General features: G+C 69.6%; 21 protein-coding genes and 6 tRNA genes. 17 read left to right on the top strand and 10 right to left on the bottom strand.

Annotated features, from left to right (window positions below; translation table 11 throughout):
- Window positions 1-332 precede the first annotated feature (332 nt).
- Window positions 333-683 (bottom strand): metallopeptidase family protein, encoded by a 351-nt coding sequence (locus tag P1P70_RS15165; protein WP_009327618.1) that lies wholly within the window; start codon window positions 681-683, stop codon window positions 333-335.
- Between the two features lie 74 nt (window positions 684-757).
- Between P1P70_RS15165 and P1P70_RS15160 the strand changes: the two genes are divergently transcribed.
- The 7 genes from P1P70_RS15160 to P1P70_RS15130 all read left to right on the top strand — a co-directional run bounded on the left by P1P70_RS15160 (window position 758) and on the right by P1P70_RS15130 (window position 7,410).
- Window positions 758-2,311: a metallophosphoesterase gene (locus tag P1P70_RS15160; RefSeq protein WP_319237415.1), complete on the top strand. Its 1,554-nt coding sequence runs from the start codon at window positions 758-760 to the stop codon at window positions 2,309-2,311.
- A gap of 81 nt (window positions 2,312-2,392) precedes the next feature.
- Window positions 2,393-2,465, top strand: a tRNA-Glu gene (locus tag P1P70_RS15155).
- A gap of 35 nt (window positions 2,466-2,500) precedes the next feature.
- Window positions 2,501-2,575, top strand: a tRNA-Asp gene (locus P1P70_RS15150).
- Window positions 2,576-2,599: 24 nt separating this feature from the next.
- Window positions 2,600-2,673 (top strand) — tRNA-Phe (locus P1P70_RS15145).
- Window positions 2,674-2,800: 127 nt separating this feature from the next.
- Window positions 2,801-6,778, top strand: a complete 3,978-nt coding sequence (hrpA, locus tag P1P70_RS15140) for an ATP-dependent RNA helicase HrpA (protein WP_319237412.1) — start codon at window positions 2,801-2,803, stop codon at window positions 6,776-6,778.
- 99 nt (window positions 6,779-6,877) lie between these two features.
- Window positions 6,878-6,952: transfer RNA gene (locus P1P70_RS15135), tRNA-Asp, on the top strand.
- Window positions 6,953-7,218: 266 nt separating this feature from the next.
- Window positions 7,219-7,410 (top strand): DUF6274 family protein, encoded by a 192-nt coding sequence (locus tag P1P70_RS15130; RefSeq protein WP_319237410.1) that lies wholly within the window; start codon window positions 7,219-7,221, stop codon window positions 7,408-7,410.
- A 534-nt stretch (window positions 7,411-7,944) separates the two neighbouring features.
- On the opposite strand, the gene bldC is transcribed toward P1P70_RS15130, so the two are convergent.
- Together bldC and P1P70_RS15120 are read right to left on the bottom strand one after the other, a co-directional pair.
- Window positions 7,945-8,151 carry a developmental transcriptional regulator BldC gene (gene bldC, locus P1P70_RS15125; protein WP_003949541.1) on the bottom strand — a complete coding sequence of 69 codons (207 nt, stop codon included), beginning with the start codon at window positions 8,149-8,151 and terminating at the stop codon, window positions 7,945-7,947.
- A gap of 612 nt (window positions 8,152-8,763) precedes the next feature.
- Window positions 8,764-9,621 (bottom strand): hypothetical protein, encoded by an 858-nt coding sequence (locus P1P70_RS15120; protein WP_319237408.1) that lies wholly within the window; start codon window positions 9,619-9,621, stop codon window positions 8,764-8,766.
- A gap of 223 nt (window positions 9,622-9,844) precedes the next feature.
- Between P1P70_RS15120 and P1P70_RS15115 the strand changes: the two genes are divergently transcribed.
- Together P1P70_RS15115 and P1P70_RS15110 are read left to right on the top strand one after the other, a co-directional pair.
- A complete protein-coding gene (locus tag P1P70_RS15115; protein ID WP_319237406.1) occupies window positions 9,845-10,939 on the top strand; it encodes a Leu/Phe/Val dehydrogenase in 1,095 nt (364 codons plus the stop codon).
- 312 nt (window positions 10,940-11,251) lie between these two features.
- On the top strand, window positions 11,252-11,509 hold the full coding sequence (locus tag P1P70_RS15110) for a DUF3073 domain-containing protein (protein ID WP_319237404.1): 258 nt from the start codon (window positions 11,252-11,254) through the stop codon (window positions 11,507-11,509).
- A gap of 203 nt (window positions 11,510-11,712) precedes the next feature.
- Here P1P70_RS15110 and purM read toward each other — a convergent pair whose 3' ends face one another.
- The 4 genes from purM to P1P70_RS15090 form a co-directional block, all read right to left on the bottom strand.
- Window positions 11,713-12,783, bottom strand: a complete 1,071-nt coding sequence (gene purM, locus P1P70_RS15105) for a phosphoribosylformylglycinamidine cyclo-ligase (RefSeq protein WP_319237402.1) — start codon at window positions 12,781-12,783, stop codon at window positions 11,713-11,715.
- Window positions 12,784-12,850: 67 nt separating this feature from the next.
- Complete coding sequence (gene purF / locus P1P70_RS15100) at window positions 12,851-14,377, bottom strand: amidophosphoribosyltransferase (RefSeq protein ID WP_319237399.1); 1,527 nt, start codon at window positions 14,375-14,377, stop codon at window positions 12,851-12,853.
- 84 nt (window positions 14,378-14,461) lie between these two features.
- Window positions 14,462-15,280, bottom strand: a complete 819-nt coding sequence (locus tag P1P70_RS15095) for an META domain-containing protein (protein WP_319237397.1) — start codon at window positions 15,278-15,280, stop codon at window positions 14,462-14,464.
- 97 nt (window positions 15,281-15,377) lie between these two features.
- The gene (locus P1P70_RS15090; protein WP_319237395.1) at window positions 15,378-16,175 is read right to left on the bottom strand and encodes a maleylpyruvate isomerase family mycothiol-dependent enzyme; all 798 of its coding nucleotides are present in this window, start codon (window positions 16,173-16,175) and stop codon (window positions 15,378-15,380) included.
- Between the two features lie 143 nt (window positions 16,176-16,318).
- Here P1P70_RS15090 and P1P70_RS15085 point away from each other — a divergent pair, with 143 nt between their 5' ends.
- Window positions 16,319-17,368: a helix-turn-helix domain-containing protein gene (locus tag P1P70_RS15085; RefSeq protein ID WP_319237393.1), complete on the top strand. Its 1,050-nt coding sequence runs from the start codon at window positions 16,319-16,321 to the stop codon at window positions 17,366-17,368.
- 57 nt (window positions 17,369-17,425) lie between these two features.
- Window positions 17,426-17,989 (top strand): L,D-transpeptidase, encoded by a 564-nt coding sequence (locus P1P70_RS15080; RefSeq protein WP_319237391.1) that lies wholly within the window; start codon window positions 17,426-17,428, stop codon window positions 17,987-17,989.
- 105 nt (window positions 17,990-18,094) lie between these two features.
- Here P1P70_RS15080 and purL read toward each other — a convergent pair whose 3' ends face one another.
- From purL to purS, 3 genes are read right to left on the bottom strand one after another with little or no spacing between them, the layout of a single operon-like run.
- Window positions 18,095-20,353, bottom strand: coding sequence for a phosphoribosylformylglycinamidine synthase subunit PurL (purL, locus tag P1P70_RS15075; protein ID WP_319237388.1), 2,259 nt, complete (start codon window positions 20,351-20,353; stop codon window positions 18,095-18,097).
- Complete coding sequence (purQ, locus tag P1P70_RS15070; protein WP_086803083.1) at window positions 20,350-21,030, bottom strand: phosphoribosylformylglycinamidine synthase subunit PurQ; 681 nt, start codon at window positions 21,028-21,030, stop codon at window positions 20,350-20,352. The genes purL and purQ overlap by 4 nt, the downstream gene beginning before the upstream one ends.
- The gene (gene purS, locus P1P70_RS15065) at window positions 21,027-21,290 is read right to left on the bottom strand and encodes a phosphoribosylformylglycinamidine synthase subunit PurS (protein WP_005482678.1); all 264 of its coding nucleotides are present in this window, start codon (window positions 21,288-21,290) and stop codon (window positions 21,027-21,029) included. The genes purQ and purS overlap by 4 nt, the downstream gene beginning before the upstream one ends.
- Before the next feature lie 342 nt (window positions 21,291-21,632).
- Between purS and P1P70_RS15060 the strand changes: the two genes are divergently transcribed.
- From P1P70_RS15060 to P1P70_RS15035, 6 genes are all read left to right on the top strand, one after another.
- Window positions 21,633-21,950, top strand: coding sequence for a histone-like nucleoid-structuring protein Lsr2 (locus P1P70_RS15060; RefSeq protein ID WP_319237386.1), 318 nt, complete (start codon window positions 21,633-21,635; stop codon window positions 21,948-21,950).
- 158 nt (window positions 21,951-22,108) lie between these two features.
- Window positions 22,109-22,180: transfer RNA gene (locus tag P1P70_RS15055), tRNA-Gly, on the top strand.
- A gap of 80 nt (window positions 22,181-22,260) precedes the next feature.
- Window positions 22,261-22,333: transfer RNA gene (locus P1P70_RS15050), tRNA-Gly, on the top strand.
- Between the two features lie 140 nt (window positions 22,334-22,473).
- Window positions 22,474-23,505 carry an ABC transporter ATP-binding protein gene (locus P1P70_RS15045; protein WP_319237384.1) on the top strand — a complete coding sequence of 344 codons (1,032 nt, stop codon included), beginning with the start codon at window positions 22,474-22,476 and terminating at the stop codon, window positions 23,503-23,505.
- Window positions 23,502-24,335, top strand: a complete 834-nt coding sequence (locus P1P70_RS15040) for an ABC transporter permease (protein WP_413471474.1) — start codon at window positions 23,502-23,504, stop codon at window positions 24,333-24,335. Before P1P70_RS15045 ends, P1P70_RS15040 begins: the two co-directional genes overlap by 4 nt.
- A gap of 13 nt (window positions 24,336-24,348) precedes the next feature.
- Window positions 24,349-25,546: sensor histidine kinase (locus tag P1P70_RS15035; RefSeq protein WP_319237382.1), on the top strand; the 1,198-nt coding region annotated here is incomplete at its 3' end.

The following is a 25,546-nucleotide window of genomic DNA, read 5'->3' as shown; positions in this document are numbered from 1 at the left end:
CTTGTTGGTCTTTTTTGTTCTTTTTTTTTTCCAGCAAAAGCCGGCTAACTATTTTTCGGCCTGTTTCGTGGGCTCGGAGATTGGTATCAGAGACAGCCCCTCGGGGGTGGCCGTCGTGCGCGCCTTTAACGTCTCCGTCCGTCTGGCCGCGACGGCCAGGACCGTGGCGGCCAGACGGACGGATACGTTCAAGGCGCGCACGGCGGCCACCTCCGAGGGGGGCGAAATGGGGAGTCCCCCTGCCCAACTCCCGCCGCCCGCAAGAAGACACGCGCCCGCCGACGGACCACACGGCAGCGCCCCCGAAGGGGCGCGGGGAACTGCGCGAGCGGCTATCCGTAGCCGAGCGCGTGCAGCCGCGCGTCGTCGATCCCGAAGTGATGCGCGATCTCGTGCACCACGGTCACCTCGGTCTCCGCGACCACGTCCTCCCGCGACTCGCACATCCGCAGCGTCGGCCCCCGGTAGATCGTGATCCGGTCCGGCAGCACCCCGGCATACCACTCCCCACGATCCGTGAGCGGAGTCCCCTCGTACAGCCCGAGCAGCTCGGGATCGTCGGCGGGCGGCTCGTCCTCCACGAACACCGCCACGTTGTCCATCAGCCGCGTCAGCTCCGGCGGAATCCGGTCCAACGCCTCGGCGACCAGTTCCTCGAACTCCTCGCGCGTCATCTCCAGCACACGGCCATTGTCATGCACGACCCCCGAGACTCGCCCCCCGCATATCCGTCCTCACCTCTGGGCATACGGGACCAATGGCACGCGTCCCCGCCGCCCTGGCCCGGCACTACCGCTCCCGCCGCACGCAGCCGACCCTCGAACTGGTCCACCACCCCCACCCCTGGGGGCGTGCGCTCGGCCTCGTCACGGTCGTGCTGCTCGGCGCCTGGCTGGGCCTGCTGATCGTGGGCAACGTGCGCACCCCCGTCGGCCCCATGAACACGACGATGACCCTGCGCCCGTCCCTCACCGGCGGCACGAAGATCAACGTCTCCCCGCTCGGCGCCCTGGAACTGCGCAGCCACAACGCCCCCGTACGCCTGGACGTGAACGTCGACCAGCTCGACCCGGAGCGCGCCCAGGCCCTGGTCGACCACCCCGAACGGATCTCCGGACTGCAGGAGGAGATCGCCTCGGACGTGCAGCACGGCACCGTCGACCTGGCCGTGCGGTCGGGCGTCGCCGTCGTCGTCGGGGCCACCACCCTCGGCCTCGCCGTGTTCCGCCGACCCCGCCGCGCCCTCGCCGCGGGCGGCCTCGCCCTCGTCCTGCTGGCCGGCGCCGGCGGCACGGCCGCCGCCACCTGGAACCCCAACTCCGTCCTGGAACCCAAGTTCTCGGGCCTGCTCTCCTCCGCGCCCTCCCTGGTCGGCAACGCGCGCAGCATCGTCACCGAATTCGACATCTACCAGAAGGAGTTGGCCCGCCTGGTGACGAACGTGACCAAGCTGTACGACGTCACGTCCACGCTCCCCGCGTACCAGCCCGACCCGACGACCATCCGCGTCCTGCACGTCTCCGACATCCATCTGAACCCCGCGAGCTGGAAGATCATCGCCTCGCTGGTGGAGCAGTACGAGATCAACGTCATCGTCGACTCCGGCGACACCATGGACCACGGCAGCGCCGCCGAGAACGCCTTCCTCGACCCGATCGCCGACCTCGGGGCGCCGTACGTCTGGGTGCGCGGCAACCACGACTCGCGTGCGACGCAGCGCTATCTGGAGGGCATCGACAACACACACGTCCTCGACGAGGGGAAGGCGGTGACCGTCGGCGGGCTGCGCTTCGCGGGGATCGGGGACCCGCAGTTCACCCCGGACCGCTCGACCGACAAGGCGGGCCTGCCCTCGGAGGAGGTGGCCGGGCGGCAGCTGGCGGACGCCCTGCGCGCCCAGCGGGCGGCGGGCAGCCCCGTGGACATCGCGATCGCCCACAACCCGGACGCGGCCCGGGAGACGGACGGCCAGGTCCCGCTCGTCCTCGCCGGGCATCTGCACCGCCCGACGATGGAGATCCTCGACCAGGGCACCCGCCTGCGCATCGAGGGCTCGACCGGCGGCAGCGGTCTGCGCGCCGTGGAGGGCAAGCACCCCGATCCCATCGAGGCCTCGGTCCTGTACCTCGACCGCGACACCCGGCGCCTGCAGGCCTGGGACGAGATCAAACTCGGCGGGCTGGGCCTGACGACGGCCGAGGTCAGCCGCCACCTGCCGGAGGAGAACCAGCCGGGGGCCGAACCCGAGGACGGGCAGTCCCCGTCGCCCTCCGGGAGCAGGTCGACGGACGAGTCCCCCGGTGGCCCGTAAACCGTTTTGGCGATACCTCCCGCCATCCCATATGCTTCTCACGTCCCCGACGCGCTGACGAAGCGCCCAGGCGGGCCGATAGCCCTCATCGTCTAGCGGCCTAGGACGCCGCCCTTTCAAGGCGGTAGCACGGGTTCGAATCCCGTTGGGGGCACGCAAGAACGTGTGCGAGACTGTCGTACGCATCTTGGTCCTGTGGAGCAGTTTGGAGTGCTCGCCACCCTGTCAAGGTGGAGGCCGCGGGTTCAAATCCCGTCAGGACCGCTGGTGTTTCACGTGAAACATCGCGGCTGGGTAGCTCAGTTGGTACGAGCGATCGCCTGAAAAGCGATAGGTCGCCGGTTCGACCCCGGCCCCAGCCACAGCGAACGAAGACCCTCTCCGGTTCACCGGAGAGGGTCTTCGTCTGTGCCCCCGGGAACGGACGACCACGGCCGCACGCAAAAGCGTTCGCCCCTCGTTTCCCGGAGGTGAGATCCTGGGTCGCGTATGTCCACTCACCCCGCCCCCGCCTTCGGCGCCCTCGCCCCCCGTCTGGCCGAGCTGTCCCTGCGCGACGCGCACCGGCTCGGACGCAGACTCGAAGGCGCGCGCAAGATCCGTAAGCCCGAGGCCCGGGCCGCCGTCCTCGCCGAGATCGAGGCGGAGGTCGCCAAGGGCGAGTCGCGCATGGCCGAGCGCGCCGCACGCGTACCGGCCGTCTCGTACCCCGAGCAGTTGCCTGTCAGCCAGAAGAAGGACGACATCGCGGCCGCCATCCGCGACCACCAGGTCGTCATCGTCGCGGGCGAGACCGGCTCCGGCAAGACGACCCAGATCCCGAAGATCTGTATGGAGCTGGGGCGTGGCGTACGCGGCATGATCGGGCACACCCAGCCCCGGCGTATCGCCGCCCGTACGGTCGCCGAGCGCGTCGCGGAGGAGCTGCGGACGCCGCTCGGCGAGGCGGTCGGCTGGAAGGTGCGGTTCACCGACCAGGTCAACCCGGACGCCACCTTCGTCAAGCTGATGACGGACGGCATCCTGCTCGCCGAGATCCAGACCGACCGCGAGCTGCGCGCCTACGACACGATCATCATCGACGAGGCCCACGAGCGGTCCCTCAACATCGACTTCCTGCTGGGCTACCTGGCCCAGCTGCTGCCCAAGCGCCCCGATCTCAAGGTCGTCATCACCTCCGCGACCATCGACCCCGAGCGCTTCTCCCGCCACTTCGGCGACGCCCCGATCGTCGAGGTCAGCGGGCGGACCTACCCCGTCGAGGTGCGCTACCGCCCCCTCCTCGAAGAGGACTCCGACGACGCCGACCGCGACCAGATCACCGCCATCTGCGACGCCGTCGAGGAGCTCCAGGGCGAGGGCAAGGGCGACATCCTCGTCTTCCTCTCCGGTGAGCGCGAGATCAGGGACACGGCCGACGCCCTGATCAAGAAGAACTACCGCTTCACGGAGGTCCTCCCGCTCTACGCCCGGCTCTCGCACGCGGAGCAGCACCGCGTCTTCCAGCCGCACACCGGTCGCAGGATCGTTCTGGCCACGAACGTCGCCGAGACCTCCCTCACCGTCCCCGGCATCAAGTACGTCATCGACCCCGGCTTCGCCCGCATCAGCCGCTACAGCCACCGCACCAAGGTCCAGCGCCTCCCGATCGAGGCGATCTCCCAGGCCAGCGCCAACCAGCGCAAGGGCCGCTGCGGCCGTACGTCCGACGGTGTCTGCATCCGGCTCTACAGCGAGGACGACTTCGAGGCCCGTCCCGAGTTCACGGACGCGGAGATCCTCCGGACGAACCTCGCCTCCGTCATCCTCCAGATGACCGCGGCCGGCCTCGGCGACATCGAGAAGTTCCCCTTCATCGACCCGCCGGACCACCGCAACATCCGCGACGGCGTCCAGCTCCTCCAGGAGCTCGGCGCGCTCGACCCGGCGCAGAAGGACGTACGCAAGCGCCTCACCCCGATGGGCCGCAAGCTCTCCCAGCTGCCCGTCGACCCCCGGCTCGCCCGCATGGTCGTCGAGGCCGACAAGAACGGCTGCGCCCGCGAGGTCATGGTGATCGCCGCCGCGCTCTCCATCCAGGACCCGCGCGAGCGCCCCGCCGACAAGCAGGCCCAGGCGGACCAGCAGCACGCCCGTTTCAAGGACGAGACCAGCGACTTCCTCGCCTTCCTCAACCTCTGGCGGTACGTCCGCGAGCAGCAGAAGGAGCGCGGCTCGTCGTCGTTCCGCCGGATGTGCAAGCAGGAGTACCTGAACTTCCTGCGCATCCGGGAGTGGCAGGACATCTACAGCCAGCTGCGCACGGTCGCCAAGCAGATGGACATCCACCTCAACGAGGAGGACGCGCCGGAACAGCACGTCCATGTCTCGCTCCTGGCCGGCCTGCTCTCCCACATCGGCATGAAGGACGTGAAGGACGCCGGGAGCGAGGGCGGCCGGAACACGGGGAAGAACGAGTACCTGGGCGCCCGGAACGCCAAGTTCGCGATCTTCCCGGGCTCGGCCCTCTTCAAGAAGCCCCCGCGCTTCGTGATGTCGGCCGAACTGGTGGAGACCTCGCGCCTGTGGGCCCGCGTCAACGCGAGGATCGAGCCCGAGTGGGTCGAACCCCTCGCCGAGCACCTGCTCAAGCGCACCTACAGCGAGCCGCACTGGGAGAAGGACCAGGCGGCCGTGATGGCGTACGAGAAGGTCACGCTGTACGGCGTACCGATCGTCGCCCAGCGGAAGATCAACTACGGTCGGATCGACGCGGAGGCCAGCCGTGAGCTGTTCATCCGCAACGCGCTCGTCGAAGGCGACTGGCGCACGCACCACAAGTTCTTCGCCGACAACCGCAAGCTGCTCAGCGAGGTCGAGGAGCTGGAGCACCGGGCCCGGCGCCGGGACATCGTGGTCGACGACGACACACTCTTCGACTTCTACGACCAGCGGGTCCCCGACCACGTCGTCTCGGGCGCCCACTTCGACTCCTGGTGGAAGCACAAGCGCCACGAGCAGCCGGACTTCCTGGACTTCGAGCGGGAGATGCTCATCCGGGAGTCGGCCGAGGCGGTCACGAAGGCCGACTACCCGGATTCCTGGCGCCAGGGACAGCTGAAGTTCCGGGTGACGTACCAGTTCGAGCCGGGTGCCGACGCGGACGGCGTGACGGTCCACATCCCCCTCCAGGTCCTCAACCAGGTCACCGACGAGGGCTTCGACTGGCAGATCCCGGGCCTGCGGGAGGAGGTGGTGACGGAGCTGATCCGTTCCCTCCCGAAGCCGATCCGGAGGAACTACGTACCGGCGCCGAACTTCGCGCGGCGCTTCCTGGACCAGGCGGTCCCCCTCCAGGAGCCGCTGCCGGTGACGATGGCCCGCGAGCTCAAGCGCATGGTGGGTGTGCCGCTGACCCCCGAGGACTTCGACTGGTCCCGGGTCCCCGACCATCTGAAGATCACCTTCCGGATCGTCGACGAGCGGCGCCGGAAGCTCGCCGAGGACAAGGACCTGGAGGCACTGCGCCTCCAGTTGAAGCCGAGGGCGCGCAAGGCCCTGTCCCAGGCCGCGGCGGCCACCGCCGAGCGCCAGGGCGGCGAATCCGTGGAGCGGACGGGCCTGACGGACTGGACGATCGGCTCGCTCACCCGCGTCTTCGAGACCCGCCGCGCCGGCCAGCCCGTGAAGGCGTACCCGGCGCTCGTGGACGACGGTCCGACGGCGAACACCGTCTCCGTACGCCTCTTCGACACGGAGGCCGAGCAGGCGGAGGCGATGTGGAAGGGCACCCGGAGACTCATCCTCCGAAACATTCCGGTCAACCCTGCGAAGTTCGCGAGCGAAAAGCTCACCAACGCGCAGAAGCTGGCACTGTCCGCCAATCCGCACGGTTCGATCCAGGCGCTCTTCGACGACTGCGCGATGGCCGCCGCCGACAAGCTGATCGCCGACTTCGGCGGACCCGCGTGGGACGAGTCGTCGTACCGCAAGCTGTACGACAAGGTGCGCGCGGAGATCGTCGACACCACGGTCCGTACGGTCGGCCAGGTGCAGCAGGTGCTGGCCGCCTGGCAGGCCTGTGAACGCCGTCTGAAGTCCACCCGCAGCCCGGCCCTCCTCGCCAACCTCACGGACGTACGGGGGCAGCTGGACGCCCTCGTGAAGCCCGGGTTCGTCACGGAGGCGGGGCTGCGGCGGCTGCCGGACCTGATGCGCTACCTGGTGGCGGCCGACCGCCGGCTGCAGCAGATGCCGACCGGCGTCCAACGGGACACGTCCCGGATGGAGAAGGTCCACGAGATGCGCGACGAGTACGCCTGGCTGCTGGAACAGCTGCCGCAGGGGCGGCCCGTGCCCTCCTCGGTGACGGAGATCCGCTGGATGATCGAGGAGCTGCGGGTCAGCTACTTCGCGCACGCCCTGGGCACGGCCTACCCCGTCTCCGACAAGCGGATCGTGAAGGCGATCGACGCGGCGGTGCCGTAACGGGCCATGCACACCGGGTGAGTTCGACCCGGGGCCACCGCTCCTGTACAGTCTCTTCTCGCAGGCCAGCGCGGCAACAAGGCGCGGACTGCGAAACCTGGTCCTGTGGAGCAGTTTGGAGTGCTCGCCACCCTGTCAAGGTGGAGGCCGCGGGTTCAAATCCCGTCAGGACCGCACGATCGTGAGAGGCCCGCATCCGATGAGGATGCGGGCCTCCTGCGTGTGCGCGAGCCTTCCTCGCGCCCTCGAGCCCGCCGGCTACGCCCAAGAGCTCGGGAGGCTGGGGCTGTTGGGCGCGTGCGGGTCGAATGCGGCTGATCACGCAGTTCCCCGCGCCCCCGGAGGGCCGCCTGCGGCTGCCCGTCGGCGCCGTGGGGGTTGACGGCGTCACATTCCGCCGGTACCTCAGACTCAGGGCCCAGAGACCCCCGGAGGTGCGTATGGCGGCGTCCGTTCGGCACGAGACTCGCGCGTTACTCCGTGCTCACCTGTCGGCCGCCTCGTCGTACCGCCACCTCACCCGCCACTGCCCGATCTGCCACCGCCTGCTGCGGCTGGCGACGGAGCACCCGACGGGCGGCGAGGACGGCGGCGACGGCCCCACGGAGGGCGAGACGCCCGCCAAGGCGTGAGACGCCTCCCGCAGGGAAGACACTCGGCGAGGGCTGTCACGCTCAACTCCCTTCCCCTCTACCGCAGATACCGCTCGGTCAACAAGGACCCCGACATGTGACGGGTGTCACTGAACGAGTTTTCGGAACGCTGGTTCTTACCGGTCCCCTACAACTGGTCAATTTAATATGTGCAATTGCACCAGTCCCCAGGGGTCCTGCACAGGAGATCCGACACCCCTCCCCAGAGTCCGACAAGCCCGCGCACAACCCGCCGCTTCCGGACCCGGCCCCCCTCGATACCCCTGGTCCCGGCTCCCGGCCCCGGGCACAAAAAAGATCGCGCTGGACCCGGCGGAGTCCAGCGCGATCTACGACGCACCCTTGGTGCTTGCCTGCCGAATACCCGGGAAGCCTGGGCCTCCCGGAAAGCTCTGTGTGGCTCGGGCGTGGGATCTGTTGGGGCAGAACCCGCGTCGCTTGAAGCTGCTGAGCGGTGCTTTCAGACTTCCGGCCGATTGGGGGACCAGCCGAAATGCCCTGTCATGCGATGGTTCAGGCCTCGCTGCGCTGCTGCGGAATGCCCGCGAGCAGTGCGCGGACCTCAGCCTCGCGGTAACGGCGGTGTCCGCCGAGCGTACGGATGGACGTGAGCTTGCCGGCCTTCGCCCACCGCGTGACCGTCTTGGGGTCGACGCGGAACATGGTGGCGACCTCAGCCGGGGTCAGCAGCGGCTCGGCATCAGGGGTGCGAGCGGTCATGAGCGGCCTCCTCGGGAGAACCGAACCTTCTCGGTTCTTTCCTCTAAATTCTGCACCTTGACCCGCGTTGCCCGAAATGGCGGACGCGAGTCGAGTCGGTTATAGGACGAACGGCTTGTCCTCGGCACTACAACTACACCATCTGTCCAGCCGCGTCGGCCAAACCGATGGAATTGCCCTCCCAGGTGTTCATCAGCGACGGATGCCGATGGACCATGCCATAGCGGACAGTCACGCCACTGTGACGATCAGTCACAGTGGCGCGCAGGAGTCACGAGACCCCCCATTAGCGTGCAATGCTGAGATTCCACCCATACGTGGGCAGAAGAAGCCTCCCCCGGGCTCCTTGTCCTATTTTGACACGAGGAGGTGCGTAAGAGGCAAGGCCCGCGTAAGTGCAATCCGTCACGCTTGGCGGCTTCTTGACACAAAAGCCCGGATCGGGGACCTACGTCCCACCGTGACACCCGCAGGTCACTGCGTTGCGTCAAGCTTGGGTCAAGGGTGGACAGTTCACCATGGTTCGGCTGTCGTGGAAAGCCTTTTCTCATCGGCCCCACAAGTCACAAGTACGGACGCGACGTTGAGCCGGTTCAACCGGTTCGGCCCGGTTCAGTTCGCCGAGCGCCGGTCCCGTACCGCCCGCCAGCGCTCGACCAGGCGCCCGTAGGCCTCCCCGGCGGCGAGACCGTCCCCGCCGCGCAGGGCCTCGATGCCCTCGGCGACGTCGGCGGCGGAGTGATCGCCGTCCAGCTCCTCCGCGGGCAGGACGTGCACGAGGCCGCCGTAGTCCAGCTCGACGAACGAGCGCGGGTGGAACTCCTCCAGCCAGCGGCCCACGTCGATCAGACCGTCGATGAGCGGCCCCTCGTCGATGGCGTCCCGCAGGGTCCGCAGCCCCCGCGCCACGCGCCGCCGGGCCTGCACCATGGGAGTGCGATAGCGAAGCACCGGCGAGATCTCGCCGGATCCCTTCTCGCCCGACCCCTTCTCGTACGTCCGCTCCTCGTCCGAGACGAGGACGAACCAGTTCAGCGGCACCTGCCAGGTCGCGGTGCGGATCCACGGCCGGGCGTCGGGGTTGCCGGCCAGCCAGCGCTCGTAGTCCTGGCTCGCCTGGTGGCGCACCAGCGGCGGCAGCACCGCGTCCAGGACCGGGGCGGGCAGCTCCTCGGCCAGGTCGCCGAGCGCCTGCCAGCCGCGCAGCCGGGTCCGCCAGGGACAGACACAGACCACCCCGTCGACCTCCAGCACGAAGGCGTCCTCGCTCTCATGCACCGGCACCGGCACCGGCGGGGTCGGCAGCAGGTCGGCCAGCGAGCGACGCAGCTCGTCCTGGTACGAGGGGCGGTCGGGGCGCCGGGCGTAGCGGGCCCAGTGGCCGCGCTCGGGCTCGGGGAAGGCCGCCAGCGGCTCGTACACGCGGAGGTAGGACGCGTACGGGACGATCACCGAGGACACCTTGGGCACGCCTGCTCCCTCCCCCGGCTACCACCGGGGAAACCTGCGGAACCCGCCCACGGGCGGGCCGGAAAACTGTGCGGATCGCACCACGTCCGTACTCCGGGTGGGGGGTGATCCTGAAGCGGCGCCGCTGTACGGCGGACGCAGGCTCTAATCTCATGCTCACAGACCCCGCCACCCGTACGGGAGCCTGTCACCGACCGCCGCTTCTTACCCAGGAGTCACCACAGTGACCGAAGTATCTGACGGCGTCCTGCACACCCTGTTCCACTCGGACCAGGGCGGTCACGAGCAAGTCGTGCTCTGCCAGGACCGGGCCAGCGGCCTCAAGGCCGTCATCGCCCTCCACTCCACCGCGCTCGGCCCCGCACTCGGCGGCACGCGCTTCTACCCGTACGCGACCGAGGCGGCGGCCGTCGCCGACGCCCTGAACCTCGCGCGCGGCATGTCGTACAAGAACGCCATGGCCGGCCTCGACCACGGCGGCGGCAAGGCCGTGATCATCGGCGACCCCGACCGGATCAAGAGCGAGGACCTGCTGCTCGCCTACGGACGGTTCGTCGCCTCCCTCGGCGGCCGCTACGTCACCGCGTGCGACGTCGGCACCTACGTCTCCGACATGGACGTCGTGGCCCGCGAGTGCCGCTGGACGACCGGCCGCTCCCCCGAGAACGGCGGCGCCGGCGACTCCTCCGTCCTCACCGCCTTCGGCGTCTACCAGGGAATGCGGGCCTCCGCCCAGCACGTGTGGGGCGACCCCTCGCTGCGCGACCGCAGGGTCGGTGTCGCGGGTGTCGGCAAGGTCGGCCACCACCTCGTGGAGCATCTGCGCGCCGAGGGCGCCCAGGTCGTGATCACGGACGTGCGCGAGGACGCCGTACGACGCGTCCTCGACAGGTATCCGGAGGGGGTCACCGCCGCCGCGCACACCGACGCCCTCATCCGGACCGAGGGGCTCGACATCTACGCCCCCTGCGCGCTCGGCGGGGCCCTCGACGACGACTCCGTGCCCGTCCTGACCGCGAAGGTGGTGTGCGGGGCGGCCAACAACCAGCTCGCGCATCCCGGCGTCGAGAAGGACCTCGCCGACCGCGGGATCCTCTACGCGCCGGACTACGTGGTGAACGCCGGCGGGGTCATCCAGGTCGCCGACGAGCTCCACGGGTTCGACTTCGAGCGGTGCAGGGCGAAGGCCGCGCAGATCTTCGACACCGCTCTGACGATCTTCGCACGTGCGAAGATCGATGGTATTCCGCCGGCTGCGGCGGCCGACCGGATCGCCGAGCAGCGGATGCACGAGGCGGCCGCGGCACGCGGTCGCTGAGCCGTCGGGCAGGGCGCCGGGCGGCTTTCGCGCGGCGTCGGCGGTACCCGTCGGCGGCTTTAGAGAGAACTCTCACTTCCGTCGGCGGGTCGCCCGCCCAGAAACGGTTAAAATCACCGTTGACCAGCGAGGAAAGGGCTCCTCGAAGGTTCTGGGCACGGGCACGTCCTGCGGGCGACGTACCGTATGGGCGTGGGCTCAGGTACCGTGGAAGCCCTACGGACCGGTCTCTCCATGGAGAGCCCGTTCCAGATCATGAACGCGTGTCAAGACTCTGGGGCCGTCGAGCCCCGTCACCGAGGGGGTCGAGCCATGGGGCGCGGCCGGGCCAAGGCCAAGCAGACGAAGGTCGCCCGCCAGCTGAAGTACAACAGCGGCGGGACTGACCTGTCGCGTCTGGCCAGCGAGCTGGGCGCATCGACTTCGAGCCAACCTCCGAACGGCCAGCCGTTCGAGGACGACGAAGACGACGACGACCCGTACGCCCAGTACGCGGATCTCTACAACGACGACGATGAGGACGACGAGGACGAGCAGTCCGGTCCCGCCTCTCATCGTCGCGGCGCTTGACGATCTAGCCGCGCTCTACCCGGTCCGGGCGGGTTGCTCCGCCGGACCGGGTTTTGTGCGGTCCCGCTCCACCCGGAGCTGGGGCGCCTCATAGCTCGGGTCCACCGCACTTGGGCGACCGCGGGTCGCGTGTGGTTGCTCGCGCAGTTTCCCGCACCCCTGATGGGTGGGCCTTCAACCCCCCGTCAGGGGCGTACTGCTGTTCAGCCTCGTGCGTAGTCGCCGACCAGTTCGGCGCCTGTGGTGTGGTCGGCGCGGTCGGTGATCTCGCCCGCTACCCAGGCCTCGACGCCGCGGTCCGCCAAGGTCGTCAGGGCCACGTCCGCCGACTCCTGGGGGACGATGGCGATCATGCCCACGCCCATGTTCAGGGTCTTCTCCAGCTCCAGGCGCTCGACCTGACCCGTCCTGCCGACCAGGTCGAAGATCGGGGCCGGGGTCCAGGTGGAGCGGTCCACCGTGGCGTGGAGGGTGTCGGGGATCACACGGGCCAGGTTGGCGGCCAGGCCGCCGCCGGTGACGTGGCTGAAGGCGTGGACCTCGGTGGTGCGGGTGAGGGCCAGACAGTCCAGCGAGTAGATCTTGGTGGGCTCCAGCAGCTCCGCGCCGAGGGTGCGGCCGAGTTCGGCGATCTCGGTGTCCAGGGAGAGACCGGCCTGGTTCAGCAGGACGTGGCGGACGAGCGAGTACCCGTTCGAGTGAAGGCCCGAGGCCGCCATGGCGATCACGGCGTCACCCGTACGGATACGATCCGGGCCGAGCAGGCGTTCGGCCTCGACCACGCCCGTGCCGGCGCCGGCGACGTCGAAGTCGTCCGGGCCGAGCAGGCCCGGGTGCTCGGCCGTCTCGCCGCCGACAAGGGCGCAGCCGGCGAGGACACAGCCCTCGGCGATGCCCTTGACGATGGCGGCGACCCGCTCCGGGTGGACCTTGCCGACGCAGATGTAGTCGGTCATGAACAGCGGTTCGGCGCCGCAGACCACGATGTCGTCCATCACCATGGCGACCAGGTCGTGGCCGATGGTGTCGTAGACGCCCAGCTGACGCGCGATGTCGACCTTCGTGCCGACGCCGTCCGTGGCGGAGGCGAGCAGCGGGCGCTCGTAGCCCTTGAGGGCGGAGGCGTCGAAGAGGCCGGCGAAGCCGCCGAGGCCGCCGAGGACCTCGGGGCGCTGCGTCTTCTTCACCCACTCCTTCATCAGCTCTACGGCGCGGTCGCCCGCCTCGATGTCGACGCCCGCGGCTGCGTAGCTGGCACCAGTTGTCTCAGACATGACGGTGAGAACTTTCGTGTCGTACTGCGGCAGGTAAGCAGGTGTTACCGGCTGTCTACGGGCAGTCTTACGGGCGACGGATCGCGTCGGCCGCGGCCGTGGCGGCGGGTCCGGCCGCCAGCTCGGTCTCCAGGAGCTGCTTACCGAGCAGCTCGGGGTCCGGCAGCTCCATCGGGTACTCGCCGTCGAAGCAGGCCCGGCAGAGGTTCGGCTTGGCGATGGTGGTCGCGTCGATCATGCCGTCGATGGAGATGTAGGCCAGGGAGTCGGCGCCCAGGGAGGTGCCGATCTCGTCGATCGTCATGCCGTTGGCGATGAGCTCGGCGCGGGTGGCGAAGTCGATGCCGAAGAAGCAGGGCCACTTCACGGGCGGGGACGAGATCCGGATGTGGACCTCGGCGGCGCCCGCCTCGCGGAGCATCCGGACCAGGGCGCGCTGCGTGTTGCCGCGGACGATCGAGTCGTCGACGACCACCAGGCGCTTGCCCTTGATGACTTCCTTGAGCGGATTCAGCTTCAGCCGGATGCCGAGCTGGCGGATCGTCTGGGAAGGCTGGATGAACGTACGTCCGACGTACGCGTTCTTCACCAGACCCGCACCGAACGGGATGCCCGAGGCCTCCGCGTAGCCAATGGCGGCCGGGGTGCCGGACTCCGGGGTCGCTATGACCAGGTCGGCCTCGACAGGGGCTTCCTTGGCCAGCTTGCGGCCCATCTCCACGCGGGAGAGGTACACGTTCCGGCCGGCGATGTCGGTGTCCGGGCGGGCCAGGTAGACGTACTCGAAGACACAGCCCTTCGGCTTCGCTTCCGCGAATCGGGAGCTGCGCAGACCGTTCTCGTCGATGGCGATGAACTCGCCCGGCTCGATCTCGCGGACGAAGCTCGCGCCGCAGATGTCGAGGGCGGCGCCCTCGGAGGCGACGACCCAGCCGCGCTCCAGCCGGCCGAGGACCAGCGGGCGGATGCCCTGCGGGTCACGAGCGGCGTACAGGGTGTGCTCGTTCATGAAGACCAGGGAGAAGGCACCGCGGACCTGCGGGAGGACCTTCGGGGCGGCCTCTTCCACGGTCAGTGGCCGGTCGTCCTCGTCGACCTGGGCCGCGAGGAGCGCGGTGAGCAGGTCGGTGTCGTTGGTGGCCGCGACGCGTGGCGTACGGCCCTCCTGCTTGGGCAGGTCGGCGACCATCTCGGCGAGCTGGGCCGTGTTGACCAGGTTGCCGTTGTGGCCGAGCGCGATGGAGCCGTGCGCGGTGGCACGGAACGTCGGCTGGGCGTTCTCCCACACGGAGGCGCCGGTGGTCGAGTAGCGGGCGTGACCGACCGCGATATGACCTTGGAGGGAACCGAGAGAGGTCTCGTCGAAGACCTGGGACACGAGGCCCATGTCCTTGAAGACGAGGATCTGGGAGCCGTTGCTGACCGCGATACCCGCGGATTCCTGGCCCCGATGCTGGAGGGCGTAGAGCCCGAAGTACGTGAGCTTGGCGACCTCTTCACCCGGAGCCCAGACACCGAAGACGCCGCAGGCGTCCTGGGGGCCTTTCTCGCCGGGGAGAAGGTCGTGGTTGAGTCGTCCGTCACCACGTGGCACGCCACCGAGTGTAGGCGAGATCGCGCACCGGTCCGAATCCGGTGATCTCGCCCGCCCCGGTTCCCGACTGCGGGCCTTCGCACGTCACTTGTCGGCGACGGCTCCGACACCTACGTTGTTTTCGCTGGTCAGCGTGATGCTGCGGTGATCGATTCGATACTCCACCGTGCCCTTGAAAAGCTCCAGGAGGCTGCGTTCGGCGGCCATGAGTGAGTCGGAGCACATCTTGCGGGTGGTCCGCGGATTGCCGAGGGTGATCTCGCCGTCGCTCACCGTGGCTTTGGCGGAGATGTCGTTGCAGCCGACGCTCCCGCTGAAGGTGCCCGCCTTCTTGTCGAGGGTGAACCAGGCCTTGCCGCGGGCGGCCTCGGGGAGCGAGGTGGCCACGTCGTGGTCCATGAGGGAGTCGATGCGCCACCTGGTGCCGTACAGCTCCGCGGGCTTCTCCTCGGTCAGCTCGACCGTGTCGCCGTCACCGGTGGTGAGGGTGAGCTTGCCGCTGTCGGTCGTCTCCGCCGTGAACTTCTCGGAGTCGAGGGTGCGGGCGAAGGTCTTCTCGAACCTCATCGGGGCGTCGCCGCAGGCGATCTCGGTGGACCGGGCGGTCTCGAAGTCGAGGCCGTCGTCCTTGAAGGCGGCGGTGGAGCCGAAGGTGTTGCAGCCGTAGTTGCCGTCCACGTCACCGTTGTCGGCGATCTTCAGATAGGCACTGTCGGGGGCCCGTTCGGTCTTCCCGCCCACGGTCAGGCTGTCGACCTTCCAGCGGACGCCGGTGACCGAGGACTTCGTGGCGGCCGAGCCGACGTTGCCGCTGCCGGAGTCGCCGGCCGACTCGGTACCGCAGGCCGCGAGCAGCGGGAGCGGGAGCAGCGCCAGGGCGGTGAGGGTCAGTCGCTTGTCCATGGCGGTGGGACGGGTGGGGTGCCTGGGTGGTTCCACCGAGCTGTCCGGCGGGGCTGGGCCGGGGTGCTCGGCGGGCCCCGGCCCATCAGGGCGGACCTCAGCGCATCAGGGGCAGCAGCCCGCTCAGGTCCGCCCGCTCGCCGCTCGCGCTGACCTTGGCCTCCTCCAGGGCGGCGGTCCACGCGACACGGCCGGTCGCGAGCCGGATCCAGGTCAGCGGATCGGTCTCGACGACGTTCGGCGGGGTGCCCCGGGTGTGCCGGGGGCCCTCCACGCACTGCACGACGGCGTACGGCGGGATCCGCACCTCCGTCGAGCCGCCGGGCGCCCGTGCGGCGAGGGTGTCGGCGAGCAGCCGTACGCAGGTGGCGAGGGCGTGCCGGTCGTACGGGACGTCCAGGCCGGGGACGGCCGCGTTCAGGTCGTCCGTGTGGACGACCAGCTCGATGGTGCGGGTGAGGAGGTGGTCGTCGAGCAGCATGCCGCCCGCGCGGGTGTCGATGATCCGGCCCGGCGGGGTGGCGGCGAGGGCGTCGGTGATCCGCTGCTCCGCGCCCGCGTAGAGGGCGGCCAGGTCCGGGTTCGTCCCGGCCAGGCCGTGGCTGTCCTTGGCGATGGCGGCGGCGTGGGCGGCGGTCACGGACACGTGGTCGAGGGGGCTCAGCTCCGCCTTCGGGGGCTCGGGCCGGGCCAGGGCCCGGCTGACGCTCTCCACCGCCGTCGTGAGGTGCGCGGCCAGGTCCCGCACCGTCCACTCGCCGAGCCGGGTCGGCGCCGCCAGCCGCTCCTCGGAGAGGCCGCTCACGGCCTCCCGTACATGCCCGAACTGGGCCAGGACCGCCTTGCGGGTCTTGACGGGGTCGTAGGCGCGGGGGCGTTTCCGGGCGGGAGGCATGAGGTGAGCGTATGCGCGGCCCGGGGAGGAGGGGGCGTCGAGGTCCTGTGGACACCGGTCGCGCCGGTTTGCCCGTACCGATGTCCGCATCCTCCACTACGGGGTGAATGTCGTGTACACGAAACGAACGGGGGACGTCGACCATGCTGCGCATTCACTTCGGACCTGAGGACTTGGGGCGGGTCAAGGTCGCGACGGGTCCGGATCCGCTCTGGGAGCTCGTCACCAGCCTGCACCGCCTGCGGAGCAGGGCCGGGCGCTGGGCCTTCGCGGAGTGGCACCGGGACGCGCGGGCCGGGCTGGTCGGCACCGCGCTGGGCGCGGCCGTACGGAACGTGCTCATGCCCGTGCTGCCGCGCGCGGTGTACTTTCCCGACTTCGTCACGCCGCCGGAGGCCGGGGCCGGCTTCGAGCAGGGCATCGCCGCGATCCTCGACACTCCGCGCGAGCGGATCCGGCACGAGATCCGGACGCTTCACCGCCTCGTGGGGGCACCCGCCTGGACCGCCGGGCTCGCGGAGCCGGACCGGTTGCGCGAGTTCACCGAGGTGCTGCGCGCCTATCACGACGCGGTGCTCGCCCCGCACCTCGACGTCATGCGGTCCCACGTGGACAGCGAACGCGCCCTGCGCACCCGGGCGTTCCTGGACGGCGGGGTCGACGGTCTCCTCTCCGGCCTGGCCCCCGGCATCCGCTGGCGCCCGCCGGTCCTCGAGGTCGAGTACTGCGAGGACCGCGATCTGCACCTGGCCGGGCGCGGGCTGCGCCTGCTGCCGTCGTACTTCTGCTGGCGCACCCCGACCTCCCTGGCGGACCCGGAGCTACCGCCGACCCTGGCCTACCCCCTCCTCCACGAGCGGACGTCCACGCCGCAGGGGCCCACGGACGCGTCCCTGGCCACGCTGCTCGGCCGGACCCGGGCCGCCGCGCTGCGGACGCTCGCCCACGGCGCCACCACCTGCGAACTCGCCCGCATCCTGGGCGTCTCACCCGCCACGGCCACCCACCACACGACCGTGCTGCGTGACGCGGGCCTCGTGACCAGCCGGCGCCGGTCCAACAAGGTGCTGCACACCCTCACCCCGACCGGAGCGGCTCTGCTGGGCCGTGCCCGGCGTGAGCAGCGTGTTTCGAGGCGCGTCGAAAGTCGTGGCTCCGTCGCCGGGCCCGCTGGGACCGTTGAGTCGTGCTGAGGGGATCAGCACGGCGCGGACAGACACAGCGCGCCGACCAAAACGGGAGGGACAACCATGCGTATGACCAAGCGCGTCGCCGTCGCCGGCAGCGTTCTCGCGCTCGGCGGGTTCATCGCCGGGCTGACGCCGGCCCAGGCAGCGCCGAGCGGTGCCCAGGCGAAGTCCACGTACTACTTCAAGTTCGACAAGAGCACGAACACGAACTCGCGGCTCTACCTGATCGAGCGGCGTCCGGAGAAGCCGGAGCGGGCCATCGCCACCTGGCGGGCCGGTTCGGGGCACGGCACGGACAGCTGCAAGAAGAACGTGGGGTGGCTGCCGAACGGCAAGTACAAGATCAAGAAGTACAACACCACGTACAACGGATCGCTCATCAAGGGCTACGCCTTCGCCCTGGAGAACAAGAAGTGCTCCAACGGCACCAACCGCACCGAACTGTTCATCCACAGCGAGATGAAGCAGAACGGGAACGCCGGCAACACGGAGGCCACCCGCTGGGACGGCGACAACGACTACAAGTCGGCGGGCTGCATCAAGCTGAAGCCCGCGGACATCAAGGCCGTCTACAAGAAGGCCAAGAGCGTCGGCTTCCCGACCCAGCTCACCGTCGTCAGCTGACCTGCGACGAGAGCTGACCTGACACGAGGCCGCCGCCCCAGGCACACGAGGGATACCTGGGGCGGCGGCCTCCACGCCGTACGAGCGGCGACGACCTCGCGGCGGTTACGCGAGCAGCGCCGGGATCGTGCCCTCGTGGGCCGTGCGCAGCTCCTCCAGGGTGAGGGTGAACTCGCCCTGGATCTCGACCGTGTCACCGTCCACGACGCCGATGCGGGTGACGGGGAGCCCCCGGGCGCCGCACATGTCGTTGAAGCGGACCTCCTCGGAGCGGGGGACGGCCACGACGGCGCGGCCGGCCGACTCCGAGAGGAGGAAGGTGAACGCGTCCAGACCGTCCGGGACGATCAGGCGCGCGCCCTTGCCGCCGAGCAGCGCCGACTCCACGACCGCCTGGATCAGGCCGCCGTCGGAGAGGTCGTGCGCGGAGTCGATCATGCCGTCGCGGGAGGCGGAGATCAGGATCTCGGCCAGCAGGCGCTCGCGCTCCAGGTCGACCTGCGGGGGCAGGCCGCCGAGGTGGTCGTGGACGACCTGGGACCAGGCCGAGCCGCCGAACTCCTCACGCGTGTCGCCGAGCAGGTAGAGGAGCTGGCCCTCCTCCTGGAAGGCGACGGGTGTGCGGCGGGCCACGTCGTCGATGACGCCCAGGACCGCGACGACCGGGGTGGGGTGGATCGCCACCTCGCCCGTCTGGTTGTAGAGCGAGACGTTGCCGCCGGTCACCGGAGTGCCCAGCTGCAGGCAGCCGTCCGCGAGACCGCGCACGGCCTCCGCGAACTGCCACATGACCGCCGGGTCCTCCGGCGAGCCGAAGTTCAGGCAGTCGGAGACGGCGAGCGGCTTGGCGCCGGTGGTGGCGACGTTGCGGTACGCCTCCGCCAGGGCCAGCTGGGCGCCGTGGTACGGGTCCAGCTTGGCGTAGCGGCCGTTGCCGTCGGTCGCGATGGCGACGCCCAGGCCGCTCTCCTCGTCGACGCGGATCATGCCGGAGTCCTCGGGCTGGGCGAGGACCGTGTTGCCCTGCACGAAGTGGTCGTACTGCGAGGTGATCCAGGACTTCGAGGCCTGGTTGGGGGACGCCACCAGCTTCAGGACCTGGTCCTTCAGCTCCTCGGACGTCTCCGGGCGCGGGAGCTTGTTCGCGTCGTCCGCCTGGAGCTCGTCCTGCCAGGACGGGCGGGCGTAGGGGCGCTCGTAGACCGGGCCGTCGTGCGCGACCGTGCGCGGGTCGACGTCGACGATCTTGCCGCCGTGCCAGAAGATCTCCAGCCGGTCGCCGTCGGTGACCTCACCGATCACCGTGGCGATGACGTCCCACTTGTCGCAGATCTCCAGGAAGCGGTCGACCTTCTCCGGCTCCACGACCGCGCACATGCGTTCCTGCGACTCGCTCATGAGGATCTCCTCGGGCGAGAGCGTGGAGTCGCGGAGCGGGACGTCGTCGAGCGTCACGCGCATGCCGCCGGAGCCGTTCGAGGCCAGCTCGGACGTGGCGCAGGACAGTCCGGCCGCGCCGAGGTCCTGGATGCCGACGACCAGCTTCTCCTTGAACGCCTCCAGGGTGCACTCGATGAGGAGCTTCTCCTGGAAGGGGTCGCCGACCTGCACGGCGGGGCGCTTGGAGGGCTTGGCGTCGTCGAAGGTCTCGGAGGCCAGGATGGAGGCGCCGCCGATGCCGTCGCCGCCGGTGCGGGCCCCGTAGAGGATGACCTTGTTGCCCGCGCCGGAGGCCTTCGCGAGGTGGATGTCCTCGTGCCGCATGACACCGATGGCACCTGCGTTGACCAGCGGGTTGCCCTGGTAGCAGGCGTCGAAGACGACCTCGCCGCCGATGTTGGGCAGGCCCAGGCAGTTGCCGTAGCCGCCGATGCCGGCGACGACGCCCGGCAGGACGCGCTTGGTGTCGGGGTGGTCTGCCGCGCCGAAGCGCAGGGGGTCCACGACGGCGACCGGGCGGGCGCCCATCGCGATGATGTCGCGGACGATGCCGCCGACACCGGTGGCCGCGCCCTGGTAGGGCTCGACGTACGAGGGGTGGTTGTGCGACTCGACCTTGAAGGTGACCGCGTAGCCCTGGCCGACGTCGACGACGCCGGCGTTCTCGCCGATGCCGACGAGGAGGGCGTCGGACTGCGGGGCCTTCTCGCCGAACTGGCGGAGGTGGACCTTCGAGGACTTGTACGAGCAGTGCTCGGACCACATGACGGAGTACATGGCGAGCTCAGCGCCGGTCGGGCGGCGGCCGAGGATCTCCACGACCCGCTCGTACTCGTCCTTCTTCAGGCCCAGTTCGGCCCAGGGCAGCTCGACGTCGGGGGTCGCGGCCGCGTGCTCGACCGTGTCCAGAGGCATCCGGCTCATGCGTTGACCAGCTTCTTGAGGATCGAGGTGAAGAAGGGGAGGCCGTCGGTGCGGCCGGTGCCGATCAGCGGCTCCACGGCGTGCTCCGGGTGCGGCATGAGGCCCACCACGTTGCCGGCCTCGTTGGTGACGCCGGCGATGTCCCGCTGCGAGCCGTTCGGGTTGAAGTCGAGGTACCGGAAGGCGACACGGCCCTCGGCCTCCAGCTTGTCCAGCGTGTACGCGTCGGCGACGTACTGCCCGTCGTTGTTCTTCAGCGGGATGTGGATCTCCTGGCCGGCCGTGTAGTCGGTGGTCCAGGAGGTCTCGGCGTTCTCCACCCGCAGCTTCTGGTCGCGGCAGATGAAGTGCAGGTGGTCGTTGCGCAGCATCGTGCCCGGCAGGAGGTGCGCCTCGGTGAGGATCTGGAAGCCGTTGCAGATGCCGAGGACCGGCAGTCCGGCCTTCGCCTGCTCGATGAGCGTCTCCATCACCGGCGAGAAGCGCGCGATGGCTCCGGCGCGCAGATAGTCGCCGTAGGAAAACCCGCCGCACAGCACCACGGCGTCGACCTGGTGGAGGTCCTTGTCCTTGTGCCAGAGAGCGACGGGTTCGGCACCGGCGAGCCTGATCGCACGCTGTGTGTCCCGGTCGTCGAGGCTGCCGGGAAATGTGACGACGCCAATACGAGCGGTCACTTTCCGGCCTCCGCGACTTCCTCGACCTTGACGGTGAAGTCCTCGATCACGGTGTTGGCGAGGAAGGATTCCGCCAGCTCGTGGATGCGGGCGAGCGCGGCGTCGTCCACCGGTCCGTCAACTTCCAGTTCGAATCGCTTTCCCTGACGTACGTCGGAGACGCCCTCGAAACCGAGGCGCGGCAGCGCGCGCTGCACCGCCTGGCCCTGGGGGTCGAGGATCTCCGGCTTGAGCATGACGTCGACTACGACGCGTGCCACTGGCACTCCCGGTGTGTGGTGCTGAGCAGGTTCCTTCAGACTACCCGTACAAAATTTCTACGCGGGTAGATTCGTAGGAAACTACAGGGATTCCGGGTGACGGCGGTCACGATCGGGTATCGGACGATCACCCTCGCGAAAACTTCCGGGGAAAGATCCCTGATCCCTATTGCGCGAGGGACACGCGGGCGGATTAAGTCTGTCTTCACATTGCAATGCCGGGCACTGTACAAATGAATTGGCAATAGCCGATACTTTGCCCAATTAACAGCCGGACAGTCGACATCTTCCTGACGTCAGGGCACGTCAACGGAGAGATGTCGCACGAAGGGACCGATATTCGTGGCGCAGCGTGTCGTGGTCACTCTCTCCGACGACATCGACGGCTCGGAAGCGGCGGAGACGATCGCCTTCGGACTCGACGGCAAGTCGTACGAGATCGACCTGAACGAAGCCAATGCCAAGAAACTGCGTAAGGCGCTCGCGCCCTACGTCGAGGCCGGCCGCAAGCGGTCGAGGTCGGGCAAGGCGTACAAGCAGACCCAGGTCGCTCCGGACCCGGCGGCCGTACGCGCCTGGGCCCAGGCCAACAAGCTGGAGGTGCCCGCGCGCGGCCGGATCCCCAAGCGGGTCTACGAGGCGTTCGCCGAGGCGCAGTAGGCGCCCGCCGTCGGCCGCCCTCAGGGTCCGTCAGCGGACCCCGAGGGCGGCCGATTTGGACCCCGGGGACAACCGACTTGCGTTGCCCCCCGGCGGATCAGCTAGAGTCTGGAGCACGCCGAGGGGCAAGGCCGAAAGGCCCGGCTCACCGGAGTCACGCGGGTGTAGTTCAGTAGTAGAACATCCCCCTTCCAGGGGGAAGGCGCAGTGTGCAATTCCTGTCACCCGCTCTGGACGCCTTGCCGGACCACTGTTGTGGATCAGGTAAAGTAGTCTTAGCGCCGATCGGTGGGAGCCGGTCGGAGGCAATGCGGACGTAGCTCAGTTGGTAGAGCGCAACCTTGCCAAGGTTGAGGTCGCCAGTTCGAACCTGGTCGTCCGCTCGGTAAAGAAGGCCCCGGTCCACTGGACCGGGGCCTTCTTCATGTTCCCCCCGTTCCTCGCGTCCCCGTCTGACATTTGTCATGTCGGGTGATGACAGCGCGCACTGCCCCACGTCCCGTACCGCCGGGACGCTGGAGACATGAAAACGAACGGGCACGAGGACGTGAACACTCACGATCACGAGAACGTGATCGAGGTCACCGACCTGCGGCGCGTGTACGGGGGCGGTTTCGAGGCCGTGCGGGGGATCACCTTCTCCGTCGGCCGGGGAGAACTCTTCGCGCTGCTCGGCACCAACGGCGCGGGGAAGACATCGACGGTCGAACTGCTGGAGGGCCTCGCACCGCCCTCCGGCGGCCGGGTGCGGGTCCTCGGGCACGACCCCTACGGGGAGCGCGCGGCCGTACGCCCCCGGATCGGCGTGATGCTGCAGGAGGGCGGCTTCCCCTCCGAGCTGACCGTCGCGGAGACGGTACGGATGTGGGCCGGATGCACCAGCGGGGCGCGCCCCGTCGGCGAGGCGCTGGACATCGTCGGGCTCGGGCGGCGGGCCGACGTACGGGTCAAGCAGTTGTCCGGGGGTGAGAAGCGGCGCCTCGACCTGGCGCTCGCGCTCCTCGGGCGCCCCGAGGTGCTGTTCCTGGACGAGCCCACGACCGGGCTCGACGCCGAGGGGCGCCAGGACACCTGGGAGCTGGTGCGGGAGCTGCGCGACGCGGGGACGACCGTGCTGCTCACCACGCACTACCTGGAGGAGGCGGAGGACCTGGCCGACCGGCTCGCCATCCTCCACGAGGGCACCGTGGCCGCGACCGGCACCCCGGCCGAGGTGACCGCCTCCCAGCCGTCCCGCATCTCCTTCGAACTGCCCACCGGGTACTTCCTCGGCGACCTGCCGCCGCTCGGCGAACTCGGCGTCACCGGGCACGAGGAGAACGACCGCGTGGTGGTGCTGCGCACGAACGAACTGCAGCGGGCGGCCACCGGGCTGCTGACCTGGGCCGAGCGGGCCCGGGTCGAACTGCGCCGACTGGAGGTGCGGTCCGCCTCGCTGGAGGAGGCGTTCCTGCGGATCGCGCGGGAGACGGCGGAGGCGGCGCGCGCGGGCGCGGACACCGGAACGGCATCGCGCACGGACACGGGAACGCGCAAGAACGGGGTAGCGGCATGAGCACGACCACAGGCGCCACCGGTACGGCGGCGGAGGCAGGCGCGGCGACCGTCCCCACTGCCGGGACCACGACCCTCAAGGGCCGGATGACCGCGCTCGCCCGCGCCGAGCTGACGCTGCTGGGGCGCAGCCGGGCCACGCTGGTCACGGCGTTGTTCGTCCCGCTGCTGCTGCCGCTCAGCGTCAAGTCGGCGACGGACCAGATGGACCTGAAGGAGGCGGGGCTGAGCGTCGGGATGGTCATCCTGCCCGCCGGCATCGGCTTCTCGCTGCTCTTCGCGATCTACACCGCCCTGACCAACATCTACGTCGTACGCCGTGAGGAGCTCGTCCTGAAGCGGCTGCGGACCGGTGAGCTGCGCGACCCCGAGATCCTCATCGGAGCCTCGCTGCCCGCCGTCGGCATCGGGCTCGCGCAGTGCCTGCTCATGGCGGTCGGCTGCTCGATCCTGCTGGACGTCGGAGCGCCTCCCGCGCCCCACCTGGCCGTCCTGGGTGTGCTGCTCGGTGTCGTGCTGTGCGTGGCGCTGGCAGCCGTCACCGCGAGCCTCAGCCGTACCGCCGAGAGCGCTCAGGTCACCAGCCTGCCGCTGATGTTCGTCTCCCTGCTGGGCTCGGGCATCACCGTGCCGCTCGAAGTGCTGCCGGACCGTGTGGCGTCGATCTGCGAACTGCTGCCGCTCAGCCCCGTCATCACGCTGGTGCGCGGCGGCTGGACCGGTGACCTGTCCGCGTACGACGCCCTGGGCGCCGTCGCCACCGCGCTGGCCTGGACCGTGCTCGCCGTGTTTGCTGTACAGCGGTGGTTCCGCTGGGAACCGCGCCGATGAGGGGAGTTGAGCCATGCGGGGGCCGGGGGCGTGGTGGCGGGGGAAGAGCACCGCGGGCAAGGTGGAGACGTATACGCGGTGGTCGTTCCACTCGTTCGCTTTCATCGAGGTCGGCGGGTTCGGGGCACCCCTCTTCGGCCAGGTGCCGATGCGGCACGCCAGTTGGTTCTTCGTCCTGCTGTGCGCGCACGGCGCGCTCTCGTCCTTCACGGTCTCCCGGGCGCTCGACGGGGTGCGCGGGCACCGTGCGCAGCCCGTACGCCTGCTCTGGGCCTTCGGGGCCCTCTCCGCGTTGGTCGGCTTCGTCGCGATGCTGCTCGCCCGCAGCGCGAACCTCGACGAGGAGGCGCGCACGGCGCTGGGCGCGGCGTTCGGGGGCGTGCTGGTCTTCAGCATCGGCACCCTCGCGCTCGGCGTGCACGGCCGCCGGCGTCTGCTGACCCTGATCCTGACCTTCTCCGTCGGCGGCGGGGCCTGGGCGTTCGGCGTGGAGGCCGACGTCGCCGCCGCGCTGGCCACGATGGTGGCGGTGTTCCTCGGCACGACCCTCATGTCCTTCACGGCCCATTTCTCCGTCTGGCTGCTGAAGGCCGTCTACGAGCTGGAGGACGCCCGCGAGACCCGCGCCCGCCTCGCCGTCGCCGAGGAGCGGCTCCGCTTCGGGCGAGATCTGCACGACGTGATCGGCCGCAACCTCGCGGTCATCGCGCTGAAGAGCGAGCTGGCGGTCCAGCTGGCCCGCCGGGAACGGCCCGAAGCCGTCGAGCAGATGATCGAGGTGCAGCGGATCGCGCATGAGTCACAGCGCGAGGTGCGGGAGGTCGTACGGGGCTACCGGGAGGCCGACCTCGGCGTCGAACTCTCCGGTGCGCAGGGTGTGTTGGCTGCGGCAGGCATCGACTGCTCGGTCGAGGGGGCGGACACCGCCGGGCTGCCCGGCGAGGTGCAGTCCGCGCTCGCCTGGGTGGTGCGGGAAGCGACGACGAACGTACTGCGGCACGGGAACGCCGATCAGTGCGCTGTGGTGCTGAAGGTGAGAGAGGGGCAGGTGGTGCTGACCGTGGAGAACGACGGGATCCGCGCGGCCGACGGTGAGACGGGCGACGGCGAGACGGGCGACACCGGGCGTTCGGTCGGTGCCGGGTCCGGGCTCGCCGGGCTGCGGGAGCGGCTGGCGGTCGTGGACGGGACGCTGGAGGCGGGGCCGGTGG

The sequence above is a fragment of the Streptomyces sp. MB09-02B genome, assembly GCF_033794485.1.
Classification (GTDB): Bacteria; Actinomycetota; Actinomycetes; order Streptomycetales; family Streptomycetaceae; genus Streptomyces.
The sequence above is the reverse complement of the archived record's forward strand: the minus strand, read 5'-3'. Positions and strand labels throughout refer to the sequence as shown.

Excerpts from the sequence above, each read along its gene's own strand:
- P1P70_RS15095 (WP_319237397.1), bottom strand. The coding sequence starts at position 15,280 with ATGGACAAGCGACTGACCCTCACCGCCCTGGCGCTGCTCCCGCTCCCG.
- hrpA (WP_319237412.1), top strand. The coding sequence starts at position 2,801 with ATGTCCACTCACCCCGCCCCCGCCTTCGGCGCCCTCGCCCCCCGTCTG.
- purL (WP_319237388.1), bottom strand. The coding sequence starts at position 20,353 with ATGAGCCGGATGCCTCTGGACACGGTCGAGCACGCGGCCGCGACCCCC.
- P1P70_RS15045 (WP_319237384.1), top strand. The coding sequence starts at position 22,474 with ATGAAAACGAACGGGCACGAGGACGTGAACACTCACGATCACGAGAAC.
- P1P70_RS15160 (WP_319237415.1), top strand. The coding sequence starts at position 758 with ATGGCACGCGTCCCCGCCGCCCTGGCCCGGCACTACCGCTCCCGCCGC.
- P1P70_RS15130 (WP_319237410.1), top strand. The coding sequence starts at position 7,219 with ATGGCGGCGTCCGTTCGGCACGAGACTCGCGCGTTACTCCGTGCTCAC.
- P1P70_RS15040 (WP_413471474.1), top strand. The coding sequence starts at position 23,502 with ATGAGCACGACCACAGGCGCCACCGGTACGGCGGCGGAGGCAGGCGCG.
- bldC (WP_003949541.1), bottom strand. The coding sequence starts at position 8,151 with ATGACCGCTCGCACCCCTGATGCCGAGCCGCTGCTGACCCCGGCTGAG.
- P1P70_RS15080 (WP_319237391.1), top strand. The coding sequence starts at position 17,426 with ATGCGTATGACCAAGCGCGTCGCCGTCGCCGGCAGCGTTCTCGCGCTC.
- P1P70_RS15110 (WP_319237404.1), top strand. The coding sequence starts at position 11,252 with ATGGGGCGCGGCCGGGCCAAGGCCAAGCAGACGAAGGTCGCCCGCCAG.
- P1P70_RS15085 (WP_319237393.1), top strand. The coding sequence starts at position 16,319 with ATGCTGCGCATTCACTTCGGACCTGAGGACTTGGGGCGGGTCAAGGTC.
- purM (WP_319237402.1), bottom strand. The coding sequence starts at position 12,783 with ATGTCTGAGACAACTGGTGCCAGCTACGCAGCCGCGGGCGTCGACATC.
- P1P70_RS15090 (WP_319237395.1), bottom strand. The coding sequence starts at position 16,175 with ATGCCTCCCGCCCGGAAACGCCCCCGCGCCTACGACCCCGTCAAGACC.